This window comes from Nocardia yamanashiensis NBRC 100130 (assembly GCF_001613325.1).
In the GTDB taxonomy this organism is placed as follows: domain Bacteria; phylum Actinomycetota; class Actinomycetes; order Mycobacteriales; family Mycobacteriaceae; genus Nocardia; species Nocardia yamanashiensis.
On the sequence record NZ_BDCD01000023.1, the window covers coordinates 101,824 to 126,828 of the forward strand.

Here is a 25,005-nt window from a genome sequence, read left to right on the forward strand (position 1 = left end):
GCCCCAGAACCAATCGTTACGGGCAGGTGCCCACCACAGTGCCTGCCCGGGGTTTGACGCCATCAGATGTCCCACCCCTGTGTACGAGGAGCAAATGTCTTGACCGACCTGATGCACCCTGTTTCTTCGTCGAGTCCGAACAATGGACCGGCTGGCAAGCGCCCGGCTGGGGGCCGGGTTCGAGTGATTCGCGAGGGGGTGGCGTCATACCTTCCGGACATCGATCCGGAGGAAACCAGCGAATGGCTGGATTCGTTCGACGAGATGCTCGAACGCGAAGGCCCGGGCCGCGCCCGCTACTTGATGCTGCGTATGCTCGAGCGCGCCGGTGAACGCCGTGTCGCCATTCCGGCCCTCACCTCCACCGACTACGTCAACACCATCCCCACCGAGAACGAGCCCTGGTTCCCCGGCGACGAAGAGGTCGAACGGCGCTTCCGGGCCTACATCCGCTGGAATGCCGCGGTCATGGTGCACCGCGCGCAGCGGCCGGGAGTCGGTGTCGGCGGCCATATTTCGACCTACGCGTCCTCGTCGGCGCTCTACGAGGTCGGCTTCAACCACTTCTTCCGCGGCAAGGATCATCCCGGCGGCGGCGACCAGGTCTACATCCAGGGCCACGCCTCCCCCGGCATCTACGCCCGCGCCTTCCTGGAAGGGCGCTTGACGGAAGACCAGATGGACGGCTTCCGCCAGGAGTACTCGCACGGCGGCCCCGGCCACGGCCTGTCCTCCTACCCGCACCCGCGGCTGATGCCGGACTTCTGGGAATTTCCCACGGTCTCCATGGGTCTGGGCCCGATGAACGCCATCTACCAGGCCCGGTTCAACCACTACCTGCACGATCGCGGCATCAAGGACACCTCCGATCAGCACGTGTGGGCGTTCCTGGGCGACGGCGAGATGGACGAGCCGGAATCGCGCGGCCTGATCCAGGTCGCCGCCAACGAGGGCCTGGACAACCTGACCTTCGTCATCAATGCCAACCTGCAGCGCCTGGACGGCCCGGTACGCGGCAACGGCAAGATCATTCAGGAGCTGGAGTCGTTCTTCCGCGGCGCCGGCTGGAATGTCATCAAGGTGGTCTGGGGCCGCGAGTGGGATTCGCTGCTGCAGGCCGACCGCGACGGCGCCCTGGTGAACCTGATGAACACCACGCCCGACGGCGACTACCAGACCTACAAGGCCAATGACGGCGCGTATGTGCGCGAGCACTTCTTCGGTCGCGATCCGCGCACCAAGGAACTGGTCAAGGGCCTGTCCGACGGCGATATCTGGAACCTCAAGCGCGGCGGCCACGACTACCGCAAGATCTACGCGGCGTACGCGGCGGCCATGGCGCACAAGGGCCAGCCGACGGTCATCATCGCCAAGACCATCAAGGGCTACGGCCTGGGCAAGCACTTCGAGGCCCGCAATGCCACGCACCAGATGAAGAAGATGACCCTCGATGATCTGAAGGCGTTCCGCGACGTGCAGCGCATTCCGATCACCGACGCGGAGCTGGAGAAGAACCCCTACCTGCCGCCGTACTACCACCCCGGCATGGATGCGCCGGAGATCCAGTACATGATGGGCCGGCGTCAGCAGCTGGGCGGTTTCCTGCCCGAGAGGCGCACGGCGGCAAAGCCTCTGCAACTCCCCGGCGATGAGGCCTACCGCTCCATCCGCAAGGGCTCGGGCAAGCAGTCCGTCGCCACCACGATGGCCTTCGTGCGGCTGATGAAGGAACTGTTGCGCGACAAGGAGATCGGCAAGCGCATCGTGCCGATCATTCCCGACGAGGCCCGTACCTTCGGTATGGACTCGTGGTTCCCGTCGTTGAAGATCTACAACCGCAACGGCCAGTTGTACACATCGGTCGACGCCGAGTTGATGCTTGCCTACAAAGAGTCGCCGGTCGGCCAGATTCTGCACGAGGGCATCAACGAGGCTGGTTCGACGGCCAGCTTCACCGCGGTGGGCACGTCCTACGCCACCCACGGCGAGCCGATGATCCCGCTCTACATCTTCTACTCGATGTTCGGCTTCCAGCGCACCGGCGATGGAATCTGGGCCGCGGCGGATCAGATGGCGCGCGGTTTCGTGCTCGGAGCAACCGCCGGGCGAACCACGCTGACCGGTGAGGGCCTGCAGCACAACGACGGTCACTCGCTGCTGCTGGCGTCCACCAACCCGGCCTGCGTCCCCTACGATCCGGCGTTCGCGTTCGAGATCGCCCACATCGTGCGGGACGGTATGCGCCGGATGTACGGCGGCGGCGTCGGCATCACCGGTTACCAGGAGGCCCTGCCGGGCACCGATCCCGAGGCGCATTCGGTGCACCACGATTTCGGCGGCGAGGACATCTTCTACTACATCACCCTGTACAACGAGCCGCAGCAGCAGCCGGCCGAGCCGGAGAACCTCGATGTCGAGGGCCTGCTCAAGGGCATCTACCGGTACAAGCCGGGCGGTGCGGGCGACCTGCGCGCCAATATCCTGGTCGCAGGCGTCACCATGCCCGACGGTCTGCGCGCGCAGCAGATGCTGGCCGAGGACTGGGGCGTGCAGGCCGATGTGTGGTCGGTGACCTCGTGGGGCGAGCTCCGCAAGGACGCGCTCGCCAAGGAGATCGCGAAACTGCGCCACCCGGACCAGGATCCGGGCGAGCCGTACGTGACCCAGGCGCTGTCGATCGCGAAGGGTCAGACCTTCGTGGCCGCCTCCGACTGGATGCGCGCGGTGCCGGATCAGATCCGCCAGTGGGTGCCGGGCGAGTACGTCACGCTCGGCACGGACGGTTTCGGTTTCTCCGACACCCGCCCGGCCGCGCGCCGCGTGTTCAATGTGGACGCCGCCTCGATCGTGGTCGGCGCGCTGCAGGGACTCGCAGCTCAAGGGAAGATCGCCCCGTCGACGGTCGCCGAAGCGGCGGCCAAGTACCGCATCGACGATGTGAACGCCGCGCCGACGGCGGCACCGGGTTCCGAGGGCGGCGACGCATAACGGACCATTAATACTGTGGAACGCAAACCGCCGAGGCCGCGCCGGATAAACGAAGAAGGCACCTCCTCCTCACACGAGGTCTACCTCCCCACCGGCGCCCTCTCCCCGAATCGGCAGACGCGCGATCCGCTTCCGGACACCCTCCTGAAGCGGGTCAAGCAGTTCTCCGGTCGCCTGTCGACCGAGGCTGTGTCGTCCATGCAGGATCGGTTGCCGTTCTTCGCCAATCTGGACGCCGCCCAGCGCGCCGGCGTCCAGATGCTGGTGCAGACGGCGGTGGTCAACTTCCTGGAATGGTTGCAGGACCCGGAGAGCGATATCAGGTTCAGCCTGGACGCTTTCCAGGTCATCCCCGACGATCTGGCGCGGCGGCTCACGCTGCGCCAGACCGTCGACATGGTCCGCGTGGCCATGGAGTTCTTCGAACAGTGGCTGCCCGCGCTGGCGCGCAACGACCGGCAGCTGGTGGCGCTGACCGAGGCGGTGCTGCGATACGGGCGTGAGCTCGGTTTCGCGGCCGCCTCGGTGTACGCCAGCGCCGCCGAATCCCGCGGCGCGTGGGACACCCGGCTGGAAGCCCTGGTCGTGGACGCCGTGGTACGCGGCGACACCGGACCCGAAATGCTTTCCCGCGCAGCGACTCTCAATTGGGATGCCACCGCTCCCGCCACGGTCCTGGTCGGCACCCCACCCAAAGATCAGGTCGCCGTGGGCAGTTCGGTGCACAGCGTGGCGGCGCGGCACGGCCGCAATGCCCTCGCCGTGGTCCAGGGCTCGCGCCTGGTGATGGTGGTCAGCGGCCATCTGGGCGATCCCTTATATCCCTCCCCCTTTCTCGCCGATCTGCTCGCCGAGGTCTTCTCCGATGGCCCCGTGGTAATAGGCCCGACCATGCGCACCCTCTCGGCCGCGCACGTCAGCTCGGTGGAGGCCATGGCCGGCATGGAGGCGGTGGTCGGCTGGCGCGGCGCGCCACGCCCGGTGCACGCCACCGAACTGCTGCCCGAGCGGGCGCTGCTGGGTGACCGTGCCGCGGTGGACGCCCTCAACGAACATCTCGTGCTACCGTTGGCCGCCGCCAGCGCGGACCTCTCGGACACCCTCGATGCCTATCTGGACTGTGGCGGAGCTGTCGAGACCTGCGCCCGCCTGCTGTACGTTCATCCAAATACCGTCCGCTATCGGCTGAAGAAAATCGCCGACATCACGGGGCGGGATCCGATGAATCCGCGCGATGCCTACGTGTTACGTATCGCTGCCACAGTAGGTCGCCTGACTCGAACTCGTAACGAATCACCCTCACCAGCCACAGATGTGACTCCCGTCACAGATCCCGTGGATGGTGTGTAACGCGAATAGCGAATCGGGCGATCGGGACGACCCACTAGGTCTTTTGTGGACTCCTCACAAAACTGCCAACGAAGCTTCATTCGCGCCGACATCTTCGGAGAGCCACCTCACAGTGTTTTCTTAAGGCGTGATCGCATTGCTCGCCCCTGGACAGGGCTCCCAGACACCCGGCATGCTCACCCCTTGGCTGGAACTTCCCGGTGCGGTCGACCGCATCGAGCTGTGGTCGAAGGCCTCGGGGTTGGACCTGCTGCGGCTGGGCACGACTGCGACCGCTGAAGAGATCGTCGATACCGCGGTCACTCAGCCGCTCGTCGTCGCTGCCGCTTTGCTCGCCTTCGCGGAAATCCCGCAGGATTCGGTTCCCGCGGATACCATCGTCGCCGGACACTCGGTCGGCGAATTCGCCGCCGCTGCCGTCGCCGGAGTCCTCTCCGCCGATGACGCGGTGGCACTGGCCGCCATCCGCGGTGCGGAGATGGCCAAGGCTTGCGCACTCGAGCCCACCGGTATGTCCGCGGTGCTCGGCGGTGAGGAAGCCGTCGTGCTCGCCCGGCTCGAGGAACTCGGCCTGATCCCGGCCAACCGCAACGCGGTGGGCCAGATCGTGGCGGCGGGTAAGCTCGAGGCGCTCGAAGCCCTCGCGGCCAACCCGCCGGAAAAGGCGCGCGTGCGCGCCCTGCCGGTCGCCGGCGCCTTCCACACCGCGTTCATGGCCCCGGCCCAGGACGCCGTGGCGGAAGCCATTTCCAAGATCGCGCCCAGTGCGCCGGTGCGGACCCTGCTGTCGAACTTCGACGGCCGGCCGGTCAGCTCCGCGCAGGATGCGATCGATAAGCTCGCGGCTCAGGTCACCCGCCCCGTGCGTTGGGACCTGTGCACCGAAACCGTCCGTGCGGCAGGGGTTTCCGCGGTGGCAGAGCTGCCGCCGGCCGGAACCCTGGTCGGCATCGCCAAGCGGGAGCTCAAGGGCACCCCGAACCTGGCGCTGAAGACCCCCGCGGACCTCCCCGCGTTCGCCGATCTCGTTTCGGCGGGCTAGCTTGGCTCGCGGTCCTGCTTTCCTCAACGGCGTGGAAGCGTCCCGGACCGCAACTGCAATACAAAACAATCCGACCCACTACAGCTAGAAGGGAGCCACTCAAGTGGCCGCTTTGACCCAGGAACAGATCGTCGAAGAGCTTGGCAAGATCATCGAAGAGGTGACCGGTATCGAGCCCTCCGAGGTCACCATCGAGAAGTCCTTCGTCGACGACCTGGACATCGATTCGCTGTCGATGGTCGAGATCGCCGTTCAGACCGAGGACAAGTACGGCGTCAAGATCCCGGACGAGGATCTGGCCAGCCTGAAGACCGTCGGTGACGCCGTCTCCTACATCCAGAAGCTCGAGGCCGAGAACTCCGACGCGGCCGCCGAGCTGAAGAGCAAGTTCGGCGCGGGCGAGTAGGACTCACCGTGACCACTCCTTCCACTTTGAACGGGAACTTCCCCAACGTCGTCGTAACCAGCCTTGCGGCGACCACGTCGATCGCGGGTGACGTCGATGCGACGTGGAAGGGCCTCCTCAACGGTGAGAGCGGCATCGATACCCTCGAGGACGACTTCGTCGCCGAGTACGACCTTCCGGTCCGCATCGGCGGGCACCTGAAGGTCCGCCCCGACACGCTGCTGAGCCGGGTCGAGGCCCGTCGCATGGCGTACGTCGAACAGCTGGCCATGGTGCTCGGCCGCGAAGTGTGGAAGAACGCCGGTACCCCCGAGGTCGACCCGCTGCGGCTGGGTGTGGCGATCGGTACCGGGCTCGGTGGCGGCGACGCCCTCATCGATTCGGTCGACAAGCTGAAGAACGGCGGCTACCGCAAGATCTCGCCGCTGGCCGTTCAGATGGTCATGCCGAACGGTCCTTCCGCTGTCGTCGGCCTCGAACTGCAGGCGCGCGCCGGCGTCATCACTCCCGTGTCGGCGTGCTCGTCGGGTTCGGAGGCCATCGCCAACGCGTGGCGCATGATCGCCATGGGTGACGCGGACATCATGGTCACCGGCGGCGTCGAAGGTTTCATCGATGCGGTGCCGATCGCGGCGTTCTCCATGATGCGCGCCATGTCGACCCGCAACGACAACCCGAAGGGCGCTTCGCGTCCGTTCGACAAGGACCGCGACGGCTTCGTCTTCGGCGAAGCGGGCGCGCTCATGGTCATCGAGACCGAGGAGCACGCCAAGGCTCGTGGCGCCACCATCCACGCTCGTCTGATGGGCGCGGGTATCACCTCCGACGGCTTCCACCTGGTGGCGCCGGATCCGGAGGGCACGGGCGCCGGTCGTGCCATGTCCCGCGCGATGCAGACCGCCGGTCTGACCGCCAAGGACATCACGCACGTCAACGCCCACGCGACCGCCACCCCGATCGGTGACGTCGCGGAGAAGAACGCGATTCACAAGGCCGGCGTCGGCCACGCCTCTGTGTACGCGCCCAAGTCCGCCCTGGGCCACTCGATCGGCGCCGTCGGCGCGCTCGAGTCGGTGCTCACGGTCCTCAGCATCCGGGACGGCATCGTCCCCCCGACGCTGAACCTCGAGAACCAGGATCCGGAGATCGACCTGGATGTCGTGCACGGCGAGGCTCGCCGCCAGGACATCGAGTACGCGATCAACAACTCCTTCGGTTTCGGTGGGCACAATGTCGCGCTCGCCTTCGGCCGGTACTGACGCGCATCTCTAGAAAACCGCGCAGTTCTAGAACCGGTCAGTAAGACAAGTGGTCCCGGCGGGGATCTGGATGGTGATCCCGCACCAGTCCCCCGCCGGGACTTCGACATTTCGCAGCCGCTCTCAGCGACCGCACTTCCCTTTTTCTGAGGAGAGTTCGCGATGACCATAATGGCTCCCGCTCACGCTGACACCACCACCGATCCCCGTGACCCGATGGGTCGTCTGCAGCGTTTCTTCGACCCCGGCACCCTGCTGCCGCTGCACCCGCGCGACAAGTCCGGCGTGCTCGCCGCGATCGGCGAGGTCGATGGTGTCCGCACCGTGGCCTACTGCTCCGATGCCACCGTCATGGGCGGCGCCATGGGCGTCGAGGGTTGCAAGCACATCGTCGATGCGATCGATACCGCCATCGACTCCAAGATTCCCGTTGTCGGCCTCTGGCATTCGGGCGGCGCCCGGCTCGCCGAGGGCGTCGAGGCCCTGCACGCCGTCGGACTGGTCTTCGAGGCCATGGTCCGCGCGTCCGGCCAGGTGCCGCAGATCTCCGTGGTGCTCGGCTTCGCCGCCGGTGGCGCCGCCTACGGTCCCGCGCTGACCGATATCGTGATCATGGCTCCCGAGGGGCGCGTCTTCGTGACCGGCCCGGACATCGTCAAGACGGTGACCGGCGAGAGCGTGGACATGGCGACCCTGGGCGGTCCGATCACGCACGGCAAGAAGTCCGGCGTCTGCCATATCGTCGCCGATGACGAGTCCGATGCCATGCACCGCGCCCGCCGCCTGGTCTCGATGTTCGCCGAACAGGGCGAATTCGATCTGGCCGCCGCCGAGCACGGCGATGTCGACCTCAAGGCCATGATGCCCGAGTCGGCCAAGCGCGCCTACGACGTCAAGCCGATCATCAACGAATTGCTCGACAATGTCGACGGCGAAAGCTCTTTCGAGGAACTGCAGGGCGGGTACGCGCGCTCCATGGTGGTGGGTCTGGGCCGGCTCGGCGGGCGCACCGTCGGCGTGCTGGCCAACAACCCGATCCGCCTGGGCGGCTGCCTGAACTCCGAAAGCGCCGAGAAGGCTTCGCGTTTCGTGCGGCTGTGCAACGCGTTCGGCATTCCGCTGATCGTGGTCACCGACGTCCCGGGTTACCTGCCCGGCGTCTCGCAGGAATTCGAGGGCGTGGTGCGCCGCGGCGCGAAGCTGTTGCACGCCTTCGCCGAAGCCCGGGTTCCGCGCGTCACCCTGGTGACCCGCAAGATCTACGGCGGCGCCTACATCGCCATGAATGCGCGCTCGCTCGGCGCCACCGCGGTCTACGCGTGGCCCGGGTCCGAGGTCGCGGTCATGGGCGCCAAGGCCGCGGTCGGCATTCTGCACAAGAAGGCCCTGGCCGCGGCGCCGGAATCCGAGCGCGAGGCCATGCTGGAGCGGCTGACCGCCGAGCACGAGGCGATCGCCGGTGGCGTGCAGCGCGCCATGGACATCGGGGTGGTGGACGCGGTCATCGACCCGGCCAAGACCCGGTCCACGATCGCCGCCGCACTGGCCGCGGCGCCGTCGCGGGCGCAGCACAACAAGAACATTCCGCTGTAAGCGATTGCAGGACAACGTAAACGGGCCGCCTCGGACGAGGCGGCCCGTTTGCTTTCGCGCCCACTCCCCCGTCATTCCGGCATGACACGCACGGCGAGCGCCGGAGGATGTTCCGGCGCGGTCGGTATGGTCGGGTGAGTGCGTACCCCCCTCAGGATTCTCACCTTGTTCGCGGTACCCGTACTGGCGGTGGCCGGTTGCTCGTCGGGGCCGGAGCAGCCGAAATCGGTGGCCGAGCGATTCGCGGACGCATTGACCGCAGACGATGTCTCGGCCGCAGCGGCGCTCACCGATGATCCGAAGGCGGCGGCCGATGCGCTCGGGCCGCTGTACGACGGGCTGGGCAAGCAGGTGAAGTTCGAGGTGCGCGAATCCAAGAAGGACGGCGGAGACGGGACTTTCACCCTGGCCGCCACCTGGAAGCTGGGGCAGGACGGGAAGAACGAGTGGAGTTACACCACGTCGGGGACCGCCAAGGATGCCGACGGGTGGAAGGTGCACTGGAATCCGGCGACGGTCGCGCCGGGGCTGGATCAGGGGCCGCTGAGCTACGGGGCGGCGTACGCGAAACCGGCGCGGATTCTCGATTCCGGTGGCGGGGAATTGATGACGCAGCAGGTCGTGACGCTGGTGAATCTGGCTCCGGGCGCCGATACCGGGGCGGCCGCCGCGCTGCTGGGCCCGGTGTCGCCGGGCATCACGGCCGAATCGCTGGCCGCGGATCTGGCTGGGGCGCAGGGCAAGACGGTCACCGCGATCACGCTCCGCGAGGGCGATATCGCGCCGATCGAACAGCAGCTGGCGGCGGTGCCGGGCGTCACGCTGGTGAAGCAGACCCGCCTGCTCACCACTGACCGGGCGCTGGCCTCGCCGACCCTGTCGGGCCTGGCCGATCTCTGGCAGCAGCAGGCCGATGCCGCGACCGGCTGGGCGGTGCGGGCCACCACCGCCGACGGCAGCACGGTGCGCGTCGCGGGACAGGACGCGAAGCCGACCGAGGATATTCGCAGCACCCTCGATATCGGCTGGCAGCGCGCGGCGGAAGCCGCCCTCGCGCCGATCGGCCAGGCGGCGGCGATCGTCGCCCTGCAGCCCTCGACCGGCAATGTGCTTGCCATGGCCCAGAATTCGGCCGCCGACGCGCAGGGACCGATCGCGCTGACCGGCCTCTATCCGCCCGGTTCCACCTTCAAGACGGTCACGGTGTCGGCCGCGCTGCAGGCCGGCCTGGTCACCCCCGACACTGTGGTGGCCTGCCCGGGCAGCGCGAACATCGAAGGCCGCGTCATCCCGAACGACAACAACTTCGACCTCGGAAACGTCCCCCTGCACACCGCCTTCGCCAAATCCTGCAACACCACCATGGGCAAGCTCGCCGTCCAGCTGCCCGCCGACGGCCTCACCAACGCCGGCCTGCAACTGGGCCTCGGAATCGACTACGTGACACCGGGACTGACCACGGTCACCGGCAAGGTCCCGGCCGCCGACACCCCCGCCGCCCGCGTCGAAGCCGGCATCGGCCAGGGCACCGTGGTGGCGACCCCGTTCGGCATGGCCCTGGTAGCGGCCTCTATCGCCCGCGGTTCGGTCCCGGCCCCCACCGTGGTGACCGGCCAACCCGGCAAACCGGACCGTACTCCCCCGGCGCTGCCCGCCGACATCCCCGCCCAGATCAAACCCATGATGCGCGAGACCGTCACCGCCGGCACCGCCACCGCCCTCAACGACATCCCCGACCTGATGGGCAAGACCGGCACCGCCGAATACATCGACGACAAACACGCCCACGGCTGGTTCGTCGGCATCTCCGGCGACCTGGCCTTCGCCGTCTTCATCTACGACGCGGGCAGTTCCGGCCCGGCGGTCGAAGCGGCGGGCCGGATGCTGCGCGCACCGCGCTGAGGTTCGAACCCCTCGTTCCGGCGTACTCGCAGCCACTTTGGGGGCCGGTTTCGGCCCAATTCCCCCGTCATTCCGGCACGCATCTGGCCGGAATCTCACTCGCTGCTGGTTACCTCGCATCGCCATCGCACTCGCTGCTGGTGAGATTCCGACTGAGACGCCGGGATGACCGTGGGGACGCGCACCAGAGTCACGGCGGTTCGGGGCATGGACGAGGCCTGCCCGCGGCCGCGCTGCTACGACCCGCTCGGGCGGATATTGGCGTTGTGGTGGAAGACGTTGTGGGGGTCCCACAATGCTTTGAGGTCGGCGAGACGTGAGTTTTTGTCGCCGTAGGTGTCCCGGACGCGTTGCTGGTCGTCGTCGGCGAGGAAATTGATGTAGCCGGCGCCTGACCGGGCGTGGGGGCGGAGGGCGTCCCAGCAGTCGCGGACCCATTGGCGTTCGGCGGCGTATTGGGACGGATCGACGCACAGGGCGCTGATATTGATGCCCCAGCAGGGGCGGCGGGAGCCGCCGAAGGCGGTGGCGGCGTCGGGGGTTTCGGAGTATCTGCCGCGCATCGGGAAGATCGGCATGATCGAGAGCGGGGAGCCGCTGTGCTGGAACTGCTCGATCATGGTGGCGATCACTTCGGTGCTGAGATCGTCGACGTAGAGCGCCTTTTCGTAGGCGGGCAGGCCGCGTGGCGCGCCCTCGTCGAACATCTGTTGGAGCGCCGTGTAGGGCATGGGCGTGACGAGTTCCCAGGCGGGGGCGGGGGTCGCGGCGCGCAGCGGTTGTACGACCGCGGCGAGTTCCCCGGGGGTGCCGAAGCCGACGATCGCCACCACGAATCCCGGTGTGAAGTGGTATTTCTCGGGGACGAAGGGGGCGGGCGGCGCGTGCACCGCCATGATCGCGGCGCAGTAGCCGGGCGGCAGGGCTTCGACCAGGTCCCGGCCCGCGGCGAAGCCGGCGGCGCCGTCCTCGGGTGTCCAGCACAGCAGGGTCGCCTGCGCCAGCGGCGGGAGATCGTGCAGGGCGAAGGTGAATTCGGTGACGATGCCGAAGTTGCCGCCGCCACCGCGCAGCGCCCAGAGCAGGTCCGGGTTCTCGTCCGCCGAGGCCGTGACGATGCGGCCGTCGGCGGTGACGACCTCGGCGGAAATCACACTGTCGCAGGACAATCCGTTCCGCAGGGTGAGCCAGCCCATGCCGCCGCCCAGGGTCAGGCCGCCGACGCCGGTGGTGCTGATGAAACCGCCGGTGACGGCCAAGGCGTGAGCCGTGGTCGCGCCGTCGACCTGCGCCCAGGTCGCGCCGCCACCAACGCGGGCGAGTTTCGCGGCCGGATCCACCGTGACGGCGTCGAGCCCGCCCAGGTCGATCAGCATGGCGTCGTCGGCGACCGCGTGCCCGGCATAGTTGTGCCCGCCGCCGCGCACGGTCAGGTCCATGCCGTACTGGCGCGCCTGCCGCACCGCCTCCGCTACCCCGGCCGCGCTGCCCGGGCGGACGACGAGCGCCGGCCGGCGATCGATGCCGCCGTTCCAGACCTGGCGCGCCTGGTCGTACTCCGCATCGCCCGGGCTGATCACCGGCCCGCCGATGGCCGCCCGCAGTTTCTCGATATCCACGCCGACAGTGGTCATGGGTCCAGCTCCTTCGATCCGGCGATGTCGGTGTCACTTTCCCGCTACGGCCATACGGAGCCGGCGGGCCGGGAGTTCAACCAGTTCATCGCATGGATCGGCGGCCCGTACCGCGTGGCGGGTCCGATGGGAGCGTCGCGGGCGCTACCCCAGCAACCGGACGTCGGCCACGAAATCGACGATCCGGCCGTCCTCGACCAGATACGCGCCCGGGGTGAGGGCGGCATTGCCGTAGGACTCGTCTTCGTAAATGAGCCCGACCAGATGCTGGAAGACCATGGTCTGTTCGGCGTCCAGTTCGTACGGCACCGCGAGCAGGCAGGTCCGGCGCGGCACGGCGATCCAGAGCCGATTGCGCTCCAGCGCGTCGTGGGCGTGCCGGAGAGCTTGGGCGTCGAGGATCTTCTCGGCCGAGAAGTCGTAACCGGAACAGTTCGCGACCGGCAGTCCGTAGTGGTCGCTCAATTCCCAATCGTATTGGAGCAGTGCCAGACTCGCGACGGCCGACGGGTAGAGCATGGGGTTCTCCAGGGCCTCGGGCGTGAGGTCGGCCATGGCGTAACCGTCGCCGGTGTCGGTGGCGAGCACGGTGATGGGAGCGGTGGGCGCATTCGCGGTGTGCCAGTACGGGATTCGCTCGCGATGCTCCCAATCCGGCGGCTGCAGCACCGGATAGCGGTGCGCGTCCATGCGATACGCCTCGTGCGCGATATCCGGATCGTGGAACTGGTCGAGATCGTACCGGTGAACGTGCACGCGATCGTCGCGATCCAGCACCAGCAACAGGTATTCGATGTGCAGGTGCTCCGGCACCGCCAGGTCGGCGCGGTCGCGCACGGCGTCACCGAGATCCGGGTCGGTGGCGATGATGTACAGGACGTGGGATCGGCTGCCCCGCTCCACGATTCGGCCGTCGACCACATAGGTCGTGGCGGGCAGGACCCCCGTGCCCTCGTAGTCCAGGTACACATCCAGAAGCAGCAGATGCCCGGGCCCGCCGGAGACGATGAAGTCGGCGGTGCGCTCCCGCACCGGCCAGTCCGCGCCGCCGCCGGTGAGGATCTCGAGATCGGGCCGCTGCGCGAGATAGTCACCGCCGACGGTCACCCGGCCGCCATACAGGGCGCGCTGCAGTTCCACCCGGTCCTCGAACTCGACCCGCGCCGTCTGGAGGTGATCGAGGAGCAGTTTCGGTGCGGCGGTGGCCATCTCGTCCTCGCCGAAACCGTGGGAGCCGAGCAGGCCGGTGTCGAGTTCCGCCCCGTGCAGCAGGCCCTCGGCCGCGAGTTCCAGCGGCGTCGGCAGCCCGGAGGCGTCCTCCAGCACGGCTCCGACCAGCCCCGCCAGGTATTCGAAGTCCTCGTACCGGGCGGGCCAGGGCAGCCAGCGCTGCCAGCCGCCGTCCGCGTCCATGCTCCAGCCGCCGCGCTGCAATTCCGCTACCCAGTGTTGCGGAAATCGATGCCGCCCAGGGTAATTCGAATTGGCCGGCAGCATGCAGCGCAGGCTCTGGCCGTGCCGGTCGAAGACCACGAAGCGCGCCCCGCGCGCGGACAGTTCGACGCTGCCGCCGGGCGGTAGCGCGAACATCTCCCAGGCCAGCTCGACCGGGAATTCCCGCCAGGCGAGCTCGGCCACCGCTTCCGGCGTCGCGTCCGACCGGTCGCGTCCCAGCCATCCGCCGATCCCCACCCGAAACTCCATCCACTACGAACAACCGGCGCAACTTAGCACGACAATTCGGACATCTGAAGCACCCGAATTCCAGTGTCTGGCCGGAGCACCGTCAGGACAGCAGCCGCACCTTGTCCGCGGATTCGTTCTGACTCGCGCACTCCTGGTACGGATTCGGGTCGCCCTGGCGCTCCCCGCACACCCAGCGCACATTCTCCACGACCACCGCGATATCCCCGCTGGACTGCCCCGCGCGCTGATCCGCATAGGCGGTCGCGACGGCGGATGCGTTGGGACAGAAGTCGTTTCCCTTGGCCGTCGACGCCACCACCGCGAGACCCCAAGGGCCCGTACCGCATCGCACCAGCTCGTGACCGACCGCCGGAAACGCGGCCGCGGAGGTGGCGGGCGCGACGGAGCTCGGGGCACTGCTGGTCGCGGCGGAGGTACCGGAATCGTCGCCGCAGGCCGTCACCCCGCCCGCGAGCGCGATCGTGAAAATTCCGACAGCGATCCTTGCGGCCGTTCCGCGCACGAGCGCCTCCTAGTCGTCTCGACCATACCCAGGGCCACCCCTCCCCGATTCTGCCCCGCCCCCACGCGACACGCCGCACGCCACGCGGAGAGAGCGATCCCGTACCAGCCGCCCACGGCGTCCTGCCAATATTCAGCGTCCGCTCGTCATTCCGGCGCCCGTCCGACCGAAGGCGCACCGGCCGACAGCTGGTCGGCCGACCGAACGTGGGCTAGCCGACGTCGCGGCGGAGCCAGGTGACTTCGGCGCCTTCACCGCCGAGGCGGAAGGGTTCGAGGGCGTCGTCCCAGGCGGTGCCGAGGGCGCGGTCGATTTCGGCGGCGATGTCGTTGGCGGAGCCGCGGCCCTGGGCGCGGGCTTCGGCGACGATGGCGCGCAGCCGCATCTCGCCGACCATGACGTCGCCGTTGGCGCTCATGGGCGCGTTCCACAGCCCGAGGCCGGGGACGAAGCTGTAGCGCTCGCCGTCCACGCCTTCGGAGGCATCCTCGGTGACTTCGAAATAGAGCACGGGCCAATCCCGCAATGCTTTGGCTAATCGGCCGCCGGTACCGACCGGGCCGTACCAATCGGTGGTGGCACGCAACTGCCCGGGATCCGCGGGCTGGGCGGTCCATCTGAGTTTGGCGGGAGATTTCAGGGTCGAGGTGAGCGCCCATTCGATATGCGGGCACAGCGCGGCCGGCGACGCATGGATGTAGACGACTCCAGACGTCGCCTCCGCGAACTGGTTCGACGTGCGCACCACTGACACCTCCGGCTCGACGAGGGACGTCTTCCCCAACGACCCGACAGCCGGCGTTGCCCGAGTTTACTGGAGTGCCCGGTGTTACGTGTGTTGCTTTCGGGACGTGTCGCGTGGTGACGCGAACGCGCCGAAGCGCTACTCGAACTCGGCGATGACGGCGTCGCTGAGGGTCGGCCACGCCGCCCGGGCCCAGTCACCGAAATTTTCGTCCGCCAGCGCGAGACACGCCATGCCGACTTCCGGGTCGACCCACAGGAAAGTGCCCGATTGCCCGAAGTGCCCGAAAGTTTGCGGCGAGTTGGCGCCGCCGGTCCAATGCGGGATTTTGTGATCGCGGATTTCGAAACCCAATCCCCAGTCGTTGGGGCGCTGCGACCCGTAACCGGGAAGTACGCCATTGCGGCCCGGGAATTGCACTGCGGTTGCCTCGGAAAGCAATTCGGCACTCACGATTCGCGGTTCCAGCAATTCCTCGGCGAACCGCAGCAGGTCTGCGACGGTGGAACGTCCGGCATGGCCCGCCGGGCCCGCCAGCACCGACGATGTCATGCCGAGCGGTTCGAAGACCGCCTCGTGCAGGTAGCGGTCGAAGGCGATACCGGTCTGCGCGGCAACGAAATCCGCGAGCACTTCGAACCCCGCGCTGGAGTAGATCCGCCGCGCACCCGGTTCGGCGAGCACCTCGGCGGTGTCGAACGCCAGCCCGGAGGTGTGCGCGAGCAGATGCCGCACCGTGGCGCCGGGCGGTCCGGCGGGCTGCTCGAGCTCCACCGCGCCCTCTTCGATGGCGACCAGAACCGCGTACGCCACAAGCGGTTTCGTCACCGACGCGAGCCGGAACACCCGCTCGGTATCGCCTTCGGCGTCCACCGCGCCCTTACCGCGCAGCACCACCCCGGCCGCCGCATGAGGGACCGGCCACTGTCGAATCTGATCCAGCGCTCGCACTCCCCGAGCCTACGAGCCGGGCCGCGCCGCGTCGCCCCCGGGCCGCGCGGTGGCGAGCCGCTCGGCGGGAGCCCGGTTCAACGTCGAGCGCTTGCGGCCGTAGGTGAAGTAGATGACCAGGCCGACGGCCGACCACAGGGTGAAGGCCAGCCAGGTGACGCCGGGCAGGTGCAGCAGCAGCCAGCCGCACATGGCCACGCCGAGCACCGGCACCAGCGGAACCAGGGTGCGGAAGGTGCGCGGCAGCTCGGGTTTGGTGCGGCGCAGCACCAGCACGCCGATATTCACCAGGCCGAAGGAGACCAGGGTGCCGATATTGGTGGCATTGACCAGCTCGCCCAGCGGGACCAGCGCGGACAGCACCGCGACCACGCCGCCGACGATGAGGGTGTTGACGGTGGGGACGCGCTTCCGGCCGACCTTGGACAGCACCTGGGGCATCAGGCCGTCGCGGGACATCGAGACCAGGATGCGGGTCTGGCCGTAGAGCACGGTGAGCACCACCGAGGCGATGGCGATGACCGCGCCGGCCGCGAGAATCGTTGCGGGCCAGCCGCGCCCGGTCACCTGTTCGAGCACGGTGGCCAGGGACGCTCCGGAGCTGCTGACGTCGTCCACGCCGACCGCGCCGACGGCGGTGAGCGCCACCAGCACGTAGACCAGGGTGACGATGCCCAGCGAGATGATGATGGCGCGCGGCAGATCCCGCTGCGGGTTCTTGGCTTCCTCGCCCGCGGTGGAGGCGGCGTCGAAGCCGATGAACGAGAAGAACACCATGGACGCCGCCGCGCCGATGCCGGCCACGCCCATCGGGGCGAAGGGGTGCAGGTTGTCGGAGTTGAACGCGGTGACCGCGACGACCACGAAGAACACCAGCACCGCGATCTTGATCATGGTGGTGACGGTGGTGACCCGCGCGCTCTCCCGGACCCCGTCCAGCAGTACGCCCATGGCGATCAGAACCACCACGGCCGCAGGCAGATTCACGACGCCGCCGTCGCCGGGCGGCGCGGACAGTGCTTCCGGAATCCGCCACCCGATGGTCGACCCCAGGAATTCGTTCAGGTAGGACCCCCACCCCACCGCGACCGCCGCCACCGACACGCCGTATTCCAGCAGCAGGCACCACCCGCACACCCAGGCGATGATCTCGCCGAGCGTGGCATAGGTGTAGGAGTACGCCGACCCCGAAACCGGCACCGCCCCCGCGAGTTCCGCGTACGACAGCGCCGAGAACAGCGCCGCCAGCGCCGCGATCACGAACGACACCACCACCGCCGGCCCGGCCAGCGGCGCGGCCTCCCCCAGCACCACGAAGATCCCGGTGCCGAGCGTCGCCCCGACCGACAGCGAGATCAGCGCGACCAGCCCCATGCTCCGCTTCAGCGCGGTGTGTTCGCCGTCCGAGGCGAGCTGCTCGACGGGCTTGGTCCGCAGCAAAGAAGTGGTAATCCGAGATAGTCCGGGCACGTCCGGCGACACTACCTGGTGAGACCCGGCAAACCGACTCGCAGGTCCCGTGTCAAGCGCGCTTTCAAACCCCGGGCTACCCACCGGCTTCCGAACCCGCGCGGGCCGGCGGCACGCCCACCGGAACCTGACGGCGAGCGTCGCCCGAGCCCTCGCGGTCGGGGATACCAATGCACCCCGGCATGTTTCTACCGGGATGACGACGGCAGGCAGTGAGAATCCGGCCGAGAGCGAGCCGGAACGACGAGGGACAAAGCCGCCCCGATGACGGGGATAGCGGGATCAGCGATAAGTGGCGGCGGGGTCGAATGCGGCAGCGGTGGGGTCGTAGGGGTTGGCGTGCAGGGCGGACTGCTGCTGGGCGAGGAGGGTGCGGCGGCGAGTGAGGGCGGCTATTTCGTCGTCGAGGCGGGACAGGCCGTCGTGCACGATCTTTCGGGTGCGATCACAGTGCTGGATGCCCTCGGGCACCACGCACGGGAGGATGGCGCGGATCGCGCGGGTATTGAGACCGGCGTCGAGGAGTTCGCGAATGCGATGGACGCGGGCCGCCGCCTGATCGTCGTACGTGCGATAGCCGTTGGAATCGCGCTGCGGGACAAGGAGTCCCTGCTCCTCGTAGTAGCGGAGCAGGCGCGGGGCGACGCCGGTGGCCTGGGCCAGTTCTCCGATCAGCACTGTGACCTCCGGCACTCGGCGTTGACCTTCACATCCATGTCAATCCCTAACGTCGCCGCCATGACGAACATTTCGCTCTCCACCACCGTTGCCGGATCCGGGCCCGCGATCGTGCTCGCGCACGGGGCCGGCGGTGGCATCGCCGCCAATTTCGGTGGGCTGATTCCGCTGCTCACCGACCGGCACACCGTCATCGGTTCCGATTACCCGGCCGACGACACCCACCTGGATCTGGACGAACTGGCCGACGCCCTGGTGGCGGCGGCGGTCGCGACGGGGGCACAGGAGTTCACCATCGTCGGGTACTCGCTCGGCACCGCAGTGGCCGTGCGGGCGGCGGTGCGGCATCCGGAGCGGGTGCGCGGGCTGGTGCTGACCGCGGGATTCGCGCGGGCCGACAATCGCACCCGGCTGACCGCGGAACTGTGGCGGCGGCTGCTGGCGGCGGACGACCGGGAAGGTTTCGCGCGCATCGTGCTGCTGTCCGGGTTCGACAAGGACTTCGTCAATGCGATTCCGCCGGAGCAGCTTCCGGACCTGCTCGCCATGACCGCCGCGAACATTCCGGGCGGGACCGCCGCGCAGGCCGCGCTGGTGATCGCCGCCGATGTCACCGCGGACCTGGCGCGGATCGCGGTGCCGACGCTGGTCATCGGGCTCACCGGGGACCTGCTGGTGGATCCGGCCAATGCCCGCGCACAGGCCGCCGGCATTCCCGGGGCCGAGTACCTCGAGCTGTCCGGCGGGCACGTGGTCATGCTCGAACAGCCCGATCCGTGGCATGCGGCCGTGCTGGATTTTCTGGAGCGCCGGCCGGCGGTGACGGCCGGCTGACGAGCGGGTACCCCGACCGGTGGTTCGCCCCCGACCGAAACCGACCTGACTCGTCGGTAAGAAATGCGGTTACCATCGGTGGATCATGAATGCGCATGTCACGATCCACGGCGAGGTGGAATCCGGATTCGGGCCGGTGGCCGATGCTTTCCGGCGGAATTTCGAACGACACGGCGAGATCGGCGCGGCGGTGGCCGTGTTCGACGGGAACCGGCCCGTGGTGGATCTGTGGGCGGGACACCGCGACCGCAAGCGCAAGGTGGCGTGGGAACGCGACACCATGGCGCCGGTCTGGTCGTCCACCAAGGGCATGACGGCGTTCGTGTTCGCCTCGGCGGTGTCACGGGGGCTGCTGGATTACGAAGCGCCGGTGGCGAAGTACTGGCCGGAGTTCGCGGTGCACGGCAAAGAGACCATCACCGTGCGGCAGCTGCTGGATCATCAGGCCGGCCTGGCGGCGCTGGACCGGCCGGTGCGGCTGACCGATATGGCGGATCTGGATCGGCTGGCCGGCATCCTCGCCGAGCAGAAGCCGTTGTGGCGGCCGGGCACCCGGCACGGCTATCACCCGATCACGGCGGGCCTGTACCAGGGCGAGCTGATCCGCCGGGTCGATCCGGCGCATCGCACCCTGGGCCGGGTGTTCGCCGAGGACTTCGCCGCACCGCTCGGCCTCGACTTCTATATCGGCCTGCCGGAAGCGATTCCGCTCGATCGCGTGGCCACCCTCTCGGCCACCGCGGGCCTGGACGTGCTGCGCTACGAGCGAGATCTCCCGCTGCGCATCGGGATTCAGCTCTACACCAAGCAGGGCCTGTCCTTCCGCGCGCTGAACAGCCCGCAGGTCGGCGCGCCCGCCCGCGCCACCCGCCGGGAATTCCTGTCGGTGGAGAGCCCGGCGGCTGGCGGCGTCGGCACCGCGCGCTCGCTGGCCCGGGTGTACGGCGCGGCGGCCGGAGACACCGGCGAACTGCCGATCGATCGAGACCTGTTGCAGCGCTTGGCCACCGCCGACACCGCCGACGACGTCCCCGCGCAGGACCTGGTCCTGCTCACCCCGAGCCGCTACCACCTGGGCTTCCGCAAATCGCGCGGCAGTTTCCGGTTCGGCGCCGACAAACGCGCCTACGGCACCACCGGCTACGGCGGCTCGTTCGGATTCGCCGATCCGGCAACGGGTCTGGGCTTCGGCTACAACATGAACCGGCTCGGCATGGCCGTGCTCGACGATGTGCGTTCCCGCAATCTCCGGGAGGCGCTGCTGCGCTGCCGTTAGGGCCGCAAGTGGATGCCAAGCCCCTCGCAGGCGGGGCGCGTCAGGCTGGGCGCGCTCGGCCCACGGGGGGCCGTTTCACGGAAAGGGCATGCCATGCGCGTACTCAGGGCAGTTCTCGCCATCGGCCTGATGGCGATCGGGATGATCGGACTGGCCGGAACGGCGTCAGCCGACGGCGTCACTCGCGACTACCAGAACTTCGTCTCACCGTCGGGCAATATCGCCTGCTACATCGGCGGCACCGGAACAGAAGTGCGCTGCGACGCGCTCGAGACGACCTTCACGGCGCCCGCCAAGCCGGCCGACTGCAAACTGGCCTGGGGCAAGGCCATTCGCTTGAACGCGGACGGCGCGGAGTTCCTCTGCCACGGCGACACCGTGTTCAACACGGGTATTCCGACGCTCGGGTACGGCGAGATCGTCCGGGTGGGCGCTGTCGAATGCGGAATTCACGCCGATATGGGAATGATCTGCACCGCCGGAACCCACGGCTTCCGGCTGTCCCGCGACAGCTACGCGCTGAACTCCTGGTGACCAGCTAGCCGCGCTCGACATCGTGCACGTGGTGCACCAGGTCGTGCGCGAAATACCGCGCCATGGAATCGATGGTGAACGCCGAACCATTGCTGCGCAGCGCCGCCCGGTCGTATTCGGTTTCCGGCACGGATTCGAATGCGACCGCGGCGATTTCGGCCGCCTCGGCCAGCTGCACGGCGACCTCGTCGGCCCGCTGCGCCGCGTAGTTCTCGGCCACCGCGGTGACGTCCTGATCCCAGTTGGCGAACATGGGCACCCCGGAGGCGGTCACCGTGACCGTGGTGTCGTACCCGCCGAGCTCCGGTCCGGGCCGCGGGGCTGCGGTCCGGGCGATATCGAGGCGATGGGTGAAGATCCGGCACACGTCCCGCACGTGGGCGGCGTACTCCAGATCCGACCAGGTCGAATCGTCCGGCCGGACAGCGGCTTCTGGCCGTTCCAGCGCCGCGCCCAGCCGGGCGGCGCTGTCGCGGATCAGCCCCGGCACCGTCGCGTACGCGGTGGTCTCGGGGTCGAATCCGCATTCGGCGCAGGCGCGTTCCAGCACCCAGGTCCAGTCTTTGGTATCGGCGACGATCGGCATGCCACCCACCGTAGAGTGGCAGAAGATTAACTTCCACCCATATACTGCCAACGATCACCAAGATCGCGACACGTTTGCCGGATGCGATAAATCGGTTTCGCACCCGGCCCGCGTTGACTACCGTCGCAGCCGCAAGATTCCCTACGAAAGGACACTCCGGTGAACACGCACACGGCTTTCCGCCGACGACTGCGTTCGCTGAGCGCCGCCGTCGCACGCGGCGTGCTGCGGACGATCACTGCATGAGTTGATGCGCCTTCTCGAACAATTCGAGCGTGATGGCGTGCAGGAAGTCACCGACCTGCTTGGGCGCCTTGCCCGCGAACGCGCGGGCGTGCGTCCCCTCCAGCACGATGCCGAGCTTGAAACAGGCCAGCACCGTGTACCAGGTGACATTGCTCAGATCGCGGTCGGAGAACCGGCCGTAGTGCTCGATCATCTCCGCGGGCGTGGGCAGGCCGCCGACCGCGCCGAGTGAACCGACCAGCGCCGCGCCGGTGGTGCCGGGTTCGGGGCGGGTGGCGATCTGCCAGCCGAGGTCCAGCAGCGGATCGCCGATGGTGGACATCTCCCAGTCGACCATGGCCACCACTTCGGGGCCGTCGAAGGAGAACATCATGTTCGCGAGATGGCAATCGCCGTGCAGGATGCCGGGTTTCCAGTCGGCGGGGCGATTGCGGTCCAGCCATTCCCCCACCCGCTCGACGCCCGGGATCTCCGGTCCGGGGTAGCCCTCGTTGACGCGGTAGGACTCGAGTTCCTTGAGCCAGCGCGGCACCTGGCGTTCCAGGAACCCGGCCGGCTTGCCGTAATCGGCCAGGCCCAGCGCCTCGTGATCGAGCGAGCCGAGCCGCGCGATGGCCTCCACCGCCGACAGGCCCATCTGCCGCCGCACCTCCGGATCGCCGGCGTGCAGTTCGGGCAGTTCGTTCTGCGGATTGAAGCCGGTGATGGGTTCCATCAGATAGAACGACGCGCCCAGCACCGACTCGTCCGGGCAGGCCGCGATGACCTTGGGCGCGCGAATGCCGGTGCCGTCCAGGGCGCCCAGGATGCGCGATTCGCGGCTGATGACGGTGTTGCTGGCCGCGCGCAGATGCTTGGGCCCGCGCCGCAGCACATAGTCGCGGCCGCCGCGGGTGAAGCGCAGCATGATGTTCTGCGTGCCACCGCCGAGCGGTTTGACGTTCTCGAACTCGCCGCCGGGCAAGCCCTGCTCTTCCATCCATTTGCCGACGATGGCGAAATCGACGACGTCACGATCCACTTCGACCGGCTGCGCTACAGACATGCCACACATTGTGCCGTAGACCACCCAGCGAACTGAAGGCATATGCCAGCAGTAGTGGCGGTGGCCTCGTTCACGCAGGTCGGAGCGCGGTGTCCGGGGCGGGTTGGCGTAATGTGCGGGAGGAAATGCGCACCCTGCTGATCGACAACTACGACTCGTTCACCTACAACCTGTATCAGCTGATCAGTGAGGTGAACGGGGTCGAACCCGTGGTCGTGCGCAATGACGAGGTACGCGACCTGGGCGCGCTGGGGCTGGCGGAATTCGACAATGTGGTGATCTCGCCGGGGCCGGGGCGGCCGGATGTGGTGCGGGACTTCGGGATCTCGGCGGCGGTGATCGCGGCGGCGGAGCTGCCGTTGCTGGGGGTGTGCCTGGGGCATCAGGGGATCGTGATCGCGGCCGGGGGCACGGTGGTGCCGGCGCCGCGGGCGCGGCACGGGTATCCGGATCGGATCACGCACGACGGGCGGGAGCTTTTCGAGGGGGTGCCGCAGGATTTCCCGGCGGTGCGGTATCACTCGCTGTGTGCGGCAATGCCTTTGCCGGACAGCCTGGAAGCGACGGCCACCGCCCCGGACGGGGTGATCATGGGGGTTCGGCATCGGACGCGGCCGCAGTGGGGGGTGCAGTTCCATCCGGAATCCATTGCCAGCGAATACGGTTCGCTGCTGCTGCGCAATTTCGCGCGGCTGACGGCGGATCATCAGCGGCGCATCGGGGTGGATCGCGCGGCGAACAAGGCACTGTCCCAACCGGTTTCGCGGGGGCGGATCGTCGTCGGCGCGGACTCGGCGGTCGAATACCGCGTCGAGCAGGCCGTGATCGAACGCGCCGTCGATGCCGAGGCCGTGTTCCTGCGGTTGTACCGGTCCTCGCCGACTGCGTTCTGGCTGGACAGCGAGCATGTGGAGCCGGGACTGGATCGCTTCTCGTTCCTGGGTGACGCGTCCGGGCCGCTGGCCGAGGTGGTGCGCTACCGGGTCGGCGACGGGCAGGTGTCGGTCACCTCCGCCGCCGGGGAGCGCGCGGTGCCGGGCACGGTGCTGGACTACCTATCCGGCGAGCTGTCCCGGCGGCATATCGAATTCCCGGATGTGCCTTTCGATTTCGCCGGCGGGTACGTCGGCTACCTCGGGTACGAGATGAAGGCGGACTGCGGGGCGGCGACCGCGCATCGCGCCGCCACCCCGGACGCGCAGTGGGTGTTCGCCGATCGGCTCGTCGTGGTGGATCACGAGGCGGGCCGCACCCATCTGCTGGCGCTGGCCGGACCGGACGCGGATTCCCTTGCCGCCGCCCGGGATTGGCTCGACAGCACGCGGGCGGCCGTGGACGGGCTGCGGACCTGGGAGAACCCGCCGGACCTATATCTACGGGCCGAGGAGAGCGCGGTCGCGCCGCTGCTGACCCGCGGCCGGGAACGCTATCTGGCGGATGTGGCGGCCTGCCGGGCCCAGTTGCACGCGGGCGAATCCTACGAAATCTGCATCACCGACAGCGCGTATCTGCCCGCCGACACCGACGGGCTCAGCGTCTACCGCACCCTGCGCCGCTGCAATCCCGCACCGTACGCGGCATTTCTGCGCTTCGGCGAGACGGAAGTGGCGTGCTCGTCGCCGGAGCGGTTCCTGAAAGTGGATCGTTCGCGGACGGTGGAGAGCAAACCCATCAAGGGCACCGCGCCGCGCGGGCAGACCCCGGACGAGGACGAACAGCTGGCTGCGGAACTGGCACGCAACCCCAAGACCCGCGCCGAGAACCTGATGATCGTGGACCTGCTCCGCAACGATCTCGGCCGGGTCTGCGAGATCGGCTCCGTGCACGTCCCGAAGCTCATGGCGGTGGAGACGTATACGACGCTGCACCAACTGGTTTCGACCGTCTGCGGCACCCTCCGCCCCGAACTGGACGTCATCGACTGCCTGCGCGCCTGCTTCCCCGGCGGTTCCATGACGGGCGCGCCCAAGCTGCGCACCATGGAGATCATCGACGAGCTGGAGACCGAAGCGCGCGGAATCTATTCCGGCGCCATCGGTTTCCTCGGCCTGGGCGGCACCGCGGACCTGAACATCGTCATCCGCACGGCGGTCCGCCACGACGGGCGCTGGCGGGTGGGCGCGGGCGGCGCGGTCGTGCTCGACTCCGACCCATCGGAGGAGTACCACGAGATGGTCTGGAAGGCCGCCGCCGCCTTGCGCGCCCTGCCCGGCGTCGGAGTCGCGCCCCTCCCCTCCCCGTAATCCATCCGCATCGA

General features: G+C 68.3%; 20 protein-coding genes. 11 read left to right on the plus strand and 9 right to left on the minus strand.

Annotation, left to right across the window (positions count from 1 at the left end; all coding sequences use genetic code 11):
- Positions 1-66: 66 nt before the first annotated feature.
- From aceE to NY1_RS27300, 7 genes are all read left to right on the plus strand, one after another.
- A complete protein-coding gene (gene aceE / locus NY1_RS27270) occupies positions 67-2,988 on the plus strand; it encodes a pyruvate dehydrogenase (acetyl-transferring), homodimeric type (protein WP_439956043.1) in 2,922 nt (973 codons plus the stop codon).
- Between the two features lie 45 nt (positions 2,989-3,033).
- Positions 3,034-4,338: a PucR family transcriptional regulator gene (locus tag NY1_RS27275; RefSeq protein ID WP_439956044.1), complete on the plus strand. Its 1,305-nt coding sequence runs from the start codon at positions 3,034-3,036 to the stop codon at positions 4,336-4,338.
- A gap of 127 nt (positions 4,339-4,465) precedes the next feature.
- Positions 4,466-5,380: an ACP S-malonyltransferase gene (locus tag NY1_RS27280; RefSeq protein ID WP_067719312.1), complete on the plus strand. Its 915-nt coding sequence runs from the start codon at positions 4,466-4,468 to the stop codon at positions 5,378-5,380.
- Positions 5,381-5,483: 103 nt separating this feature from the next.
- Complete coding sequence (acpM, locus tag NY1_RS27285) at positions 5,484-5,786, plus strand: meromycolate extension acyl carrier protein AcpM (protein ID WP_067719315.1); 303 nt, start codon at positions 5,484-5,486, stop codon at positions 5,784-5,786.
- 8 nt (positions 5,787-5,794) lie between these two features.
- Positions 5,795-7,045 (plus strand): KasA/KasB family beta-ketoacyl-ACP synthase, encoded by a 1,251-nt coding sequence (locus tag NY1_RS27290; protein WP_067719318.1) that lies wholly within the window; start codon positions 5,795-5,797, stop codon positions 7,043-7,045.
- A 162-nt stretch (positions 7,046-7,207) separates the two neighbouring features.
- The gene (locus tag NY1_RS27295; RefSeq protein WP_067719320.1) at positions 7,208-8,638 is read left to right on the plus strand and encodes an acyl-CoA carboxylase subunit beta; all 1,431 of its coding nucleotides are present in this window, start codon (positions 7,208-7,210) and stop codon (positions 8,636-8,638) included.
- 138 nt (positions 8,639-8,776) lie between these two features.
- Complete coding sequence (locus NY1_RS27300; RefSeq protein WP_067719322.1) at positions 8,777-10,540, plus strand: penicillin-binding transpeptidase domain-containing protein; 1,764 nt, start codon at positions 8,777-8,779, stop codon at positions 10,538-10,540.
- Between the two features lie 236 nt (positions 10,541-10,776).
- Here NY1_RS27300 and NY1_RS27305 read toward each other — a convergent pair whose 3' ends face one another.
- The 7 genes from NY1_RS27305 to NY1_RS27335 all read right to left on the minus strand — a co-directional run bounded on the left by NY1_RS27305 (position 10,777) and on the right by NY1_RS27335 (position 18,242).
- Positions 10,777-12,174, minus strand: coding sequence for an FAD-binding oxidoreductase (locus tag NY1_RS27305; protein WP_067719325.1), 1,398 nt, complete (start codon positions 12,172-12,174; stop codon positions 10,777-10,779).
- 144 nt (positions 12,175-12,318) lie between these two features.
- Positions 12,319-13,866: a TY-Chap domain-containing protein gene (locus tag NY1_RS27310; RefSeq protein WP_157762499.1), complete on the minus strand. Its 1,548-nt coding sequence runs from the start codon at positions 13,864-13,866 to the stop codon at positions 12,319-12,321.
- Between the two features lie 94 nt (positions 13,867-13,960).
- On the minus strand, positions 13,961-14,383 hold the full coding sequence (locus NY1_RS27315) for a hypothetical protein (RefSeq protein ID WP_067719330.1): 423 nt from the start codon (positions 14,381-14,383) through the stop codon (positions 13,961-13,963).
- A 211-nt stretch (positions 14,384-14,594) separates the two neighbouring features.
- On the minus strand, positions 14,595-15,128 hold the full coding sequence (locus NY1_RS27320; protein WP_067719618.1) for a DUF3145 domain-containing protein: 534 nt from the start codon (positions 15,126-15,128) through the stop codon (positions 14,595-14,597).
- A gap of 138 nt (positions 15,129-15,266) precedes the next feature.
- Entirely contained in the window at positions 15,267-16,079 is an 813-nt protein-coding gene (locus NY1_RS27325) for a serine hydrolase domain-containing protein (protein ID WP_067719333.1), read from the minus strand.
- A 9-nt stretch (positions 16,080-16,088) separates the two neighbouring features.
- Positions 16,089-17,561 carry an amino acid permease gene (locus tag NY1_RS27330; protein WP_218028432.1) on the minus strand — a complete coding sequence of 491 codons (1,473 nt, stop codon included), beginning with the start codon at positions 17,559-17,561 and terminating at the stop codon, positions 16,089-16,091.
- 270 nt (positions 17,562-17,831) lie between these two features.
- A complete protein-coding gene (locus NY1_RS27335) occupies positions 17,832-18,242 on the minus strand; it encodes a MerR family transcriptional regulator (protein WP_067719336.1) in 411 nt (136 codons plus the stop codon).
- 45 nt (positions 18,243-18,287) lie between these two features.
- Between NY1_RS27335 and NY1_RS27340 the strand changes: the two genes are divergently transcribed.
- The 3 genes from NY1_RS27340 to NY1_RS27350 all read left to right on the plus strand — a co-directional run bounded on the left by NY1_RS27340 (position 18,288) and on the right by NY1_RS27350 (position 20,871).
- Positions 18,288-19,061: an alpha/beta fold hydrolase gene (locus NY1_RS27340; protein WP_067719339.1), complete on the plus strand. Its 774-nt coding sequence runs from the start codon at positions 18,288-18,290 to the stop codon at positions 19,059-19,061.
- An 85-nt stretch (positions 19,062-19,146) separates the two neighbouring features.
- Entirely contained in the window at positions 19,147-20,337 is a 1,191-nt protein-coding gene (locus NY1_RS27345) for a serine hydrolase domain-containing protein (protein WP_067719342.1), read from the plus strand.
- 93 nt (positions 20,338-20,430) lie between these two features.
- Complete coding sequence (locus NY1_RS27350) at positions 20,431-20,871, plus strand: DUF6636 domain-containing protein (protein ID WP_067719345.1); 441 nt, start codon at positions 20,431-20,433, stop codon at positions 20,869-20,871.
- Positions 20,872-20,875: 4 nt separating this feature from the next.
- Here NY1_RS27350 and NY1_RS27355 read toward each other — a convergent pair whose 3' ends face one another.
- Both NY1_RS27355 and NY1_RS27360 read right to left on the minus strand, forming a co-directional pair.
- Complete coding sequence (locus tag NY1_RS27355; protein WP_067719347.1) at positions 20,876-21,457, minus strand: DinB family protein; 582 nt, start codon at positions 21,455-21,457, stop codon at positions 20,876-20,878.
- A 235-nt stretch (positions 21,458-21,692) separates the two neighbouring features.
- Entirely contained in the window at positions 21,693-22,757 is a 1,065-nt protein-coding gene (locus tag NY1_RS27360) for a phosphotransferase family protein (RefSeq protein WP_084535382.1), read from the minus strand.
- A gap of 116 nt (positions 22,758-22,873) precedes the next feature.
- Between NY1_RS27360 and pabB the strand changes: the two genes are divergently transcribed.
- Positions 22,874-24,991 (plus strand): aminodeoxychorismate synthase, encoded by a 2,118-nt coding sequence (gene pabB, locus NY1_RS27365; protein ID WP_067719353.1) that lies wholly within the window; start codon positions 22,874-22,876, stop codon positions 24,989-24,991.
- Positions 24,992-25,005 lie beyond the last annotated feature (14 nt).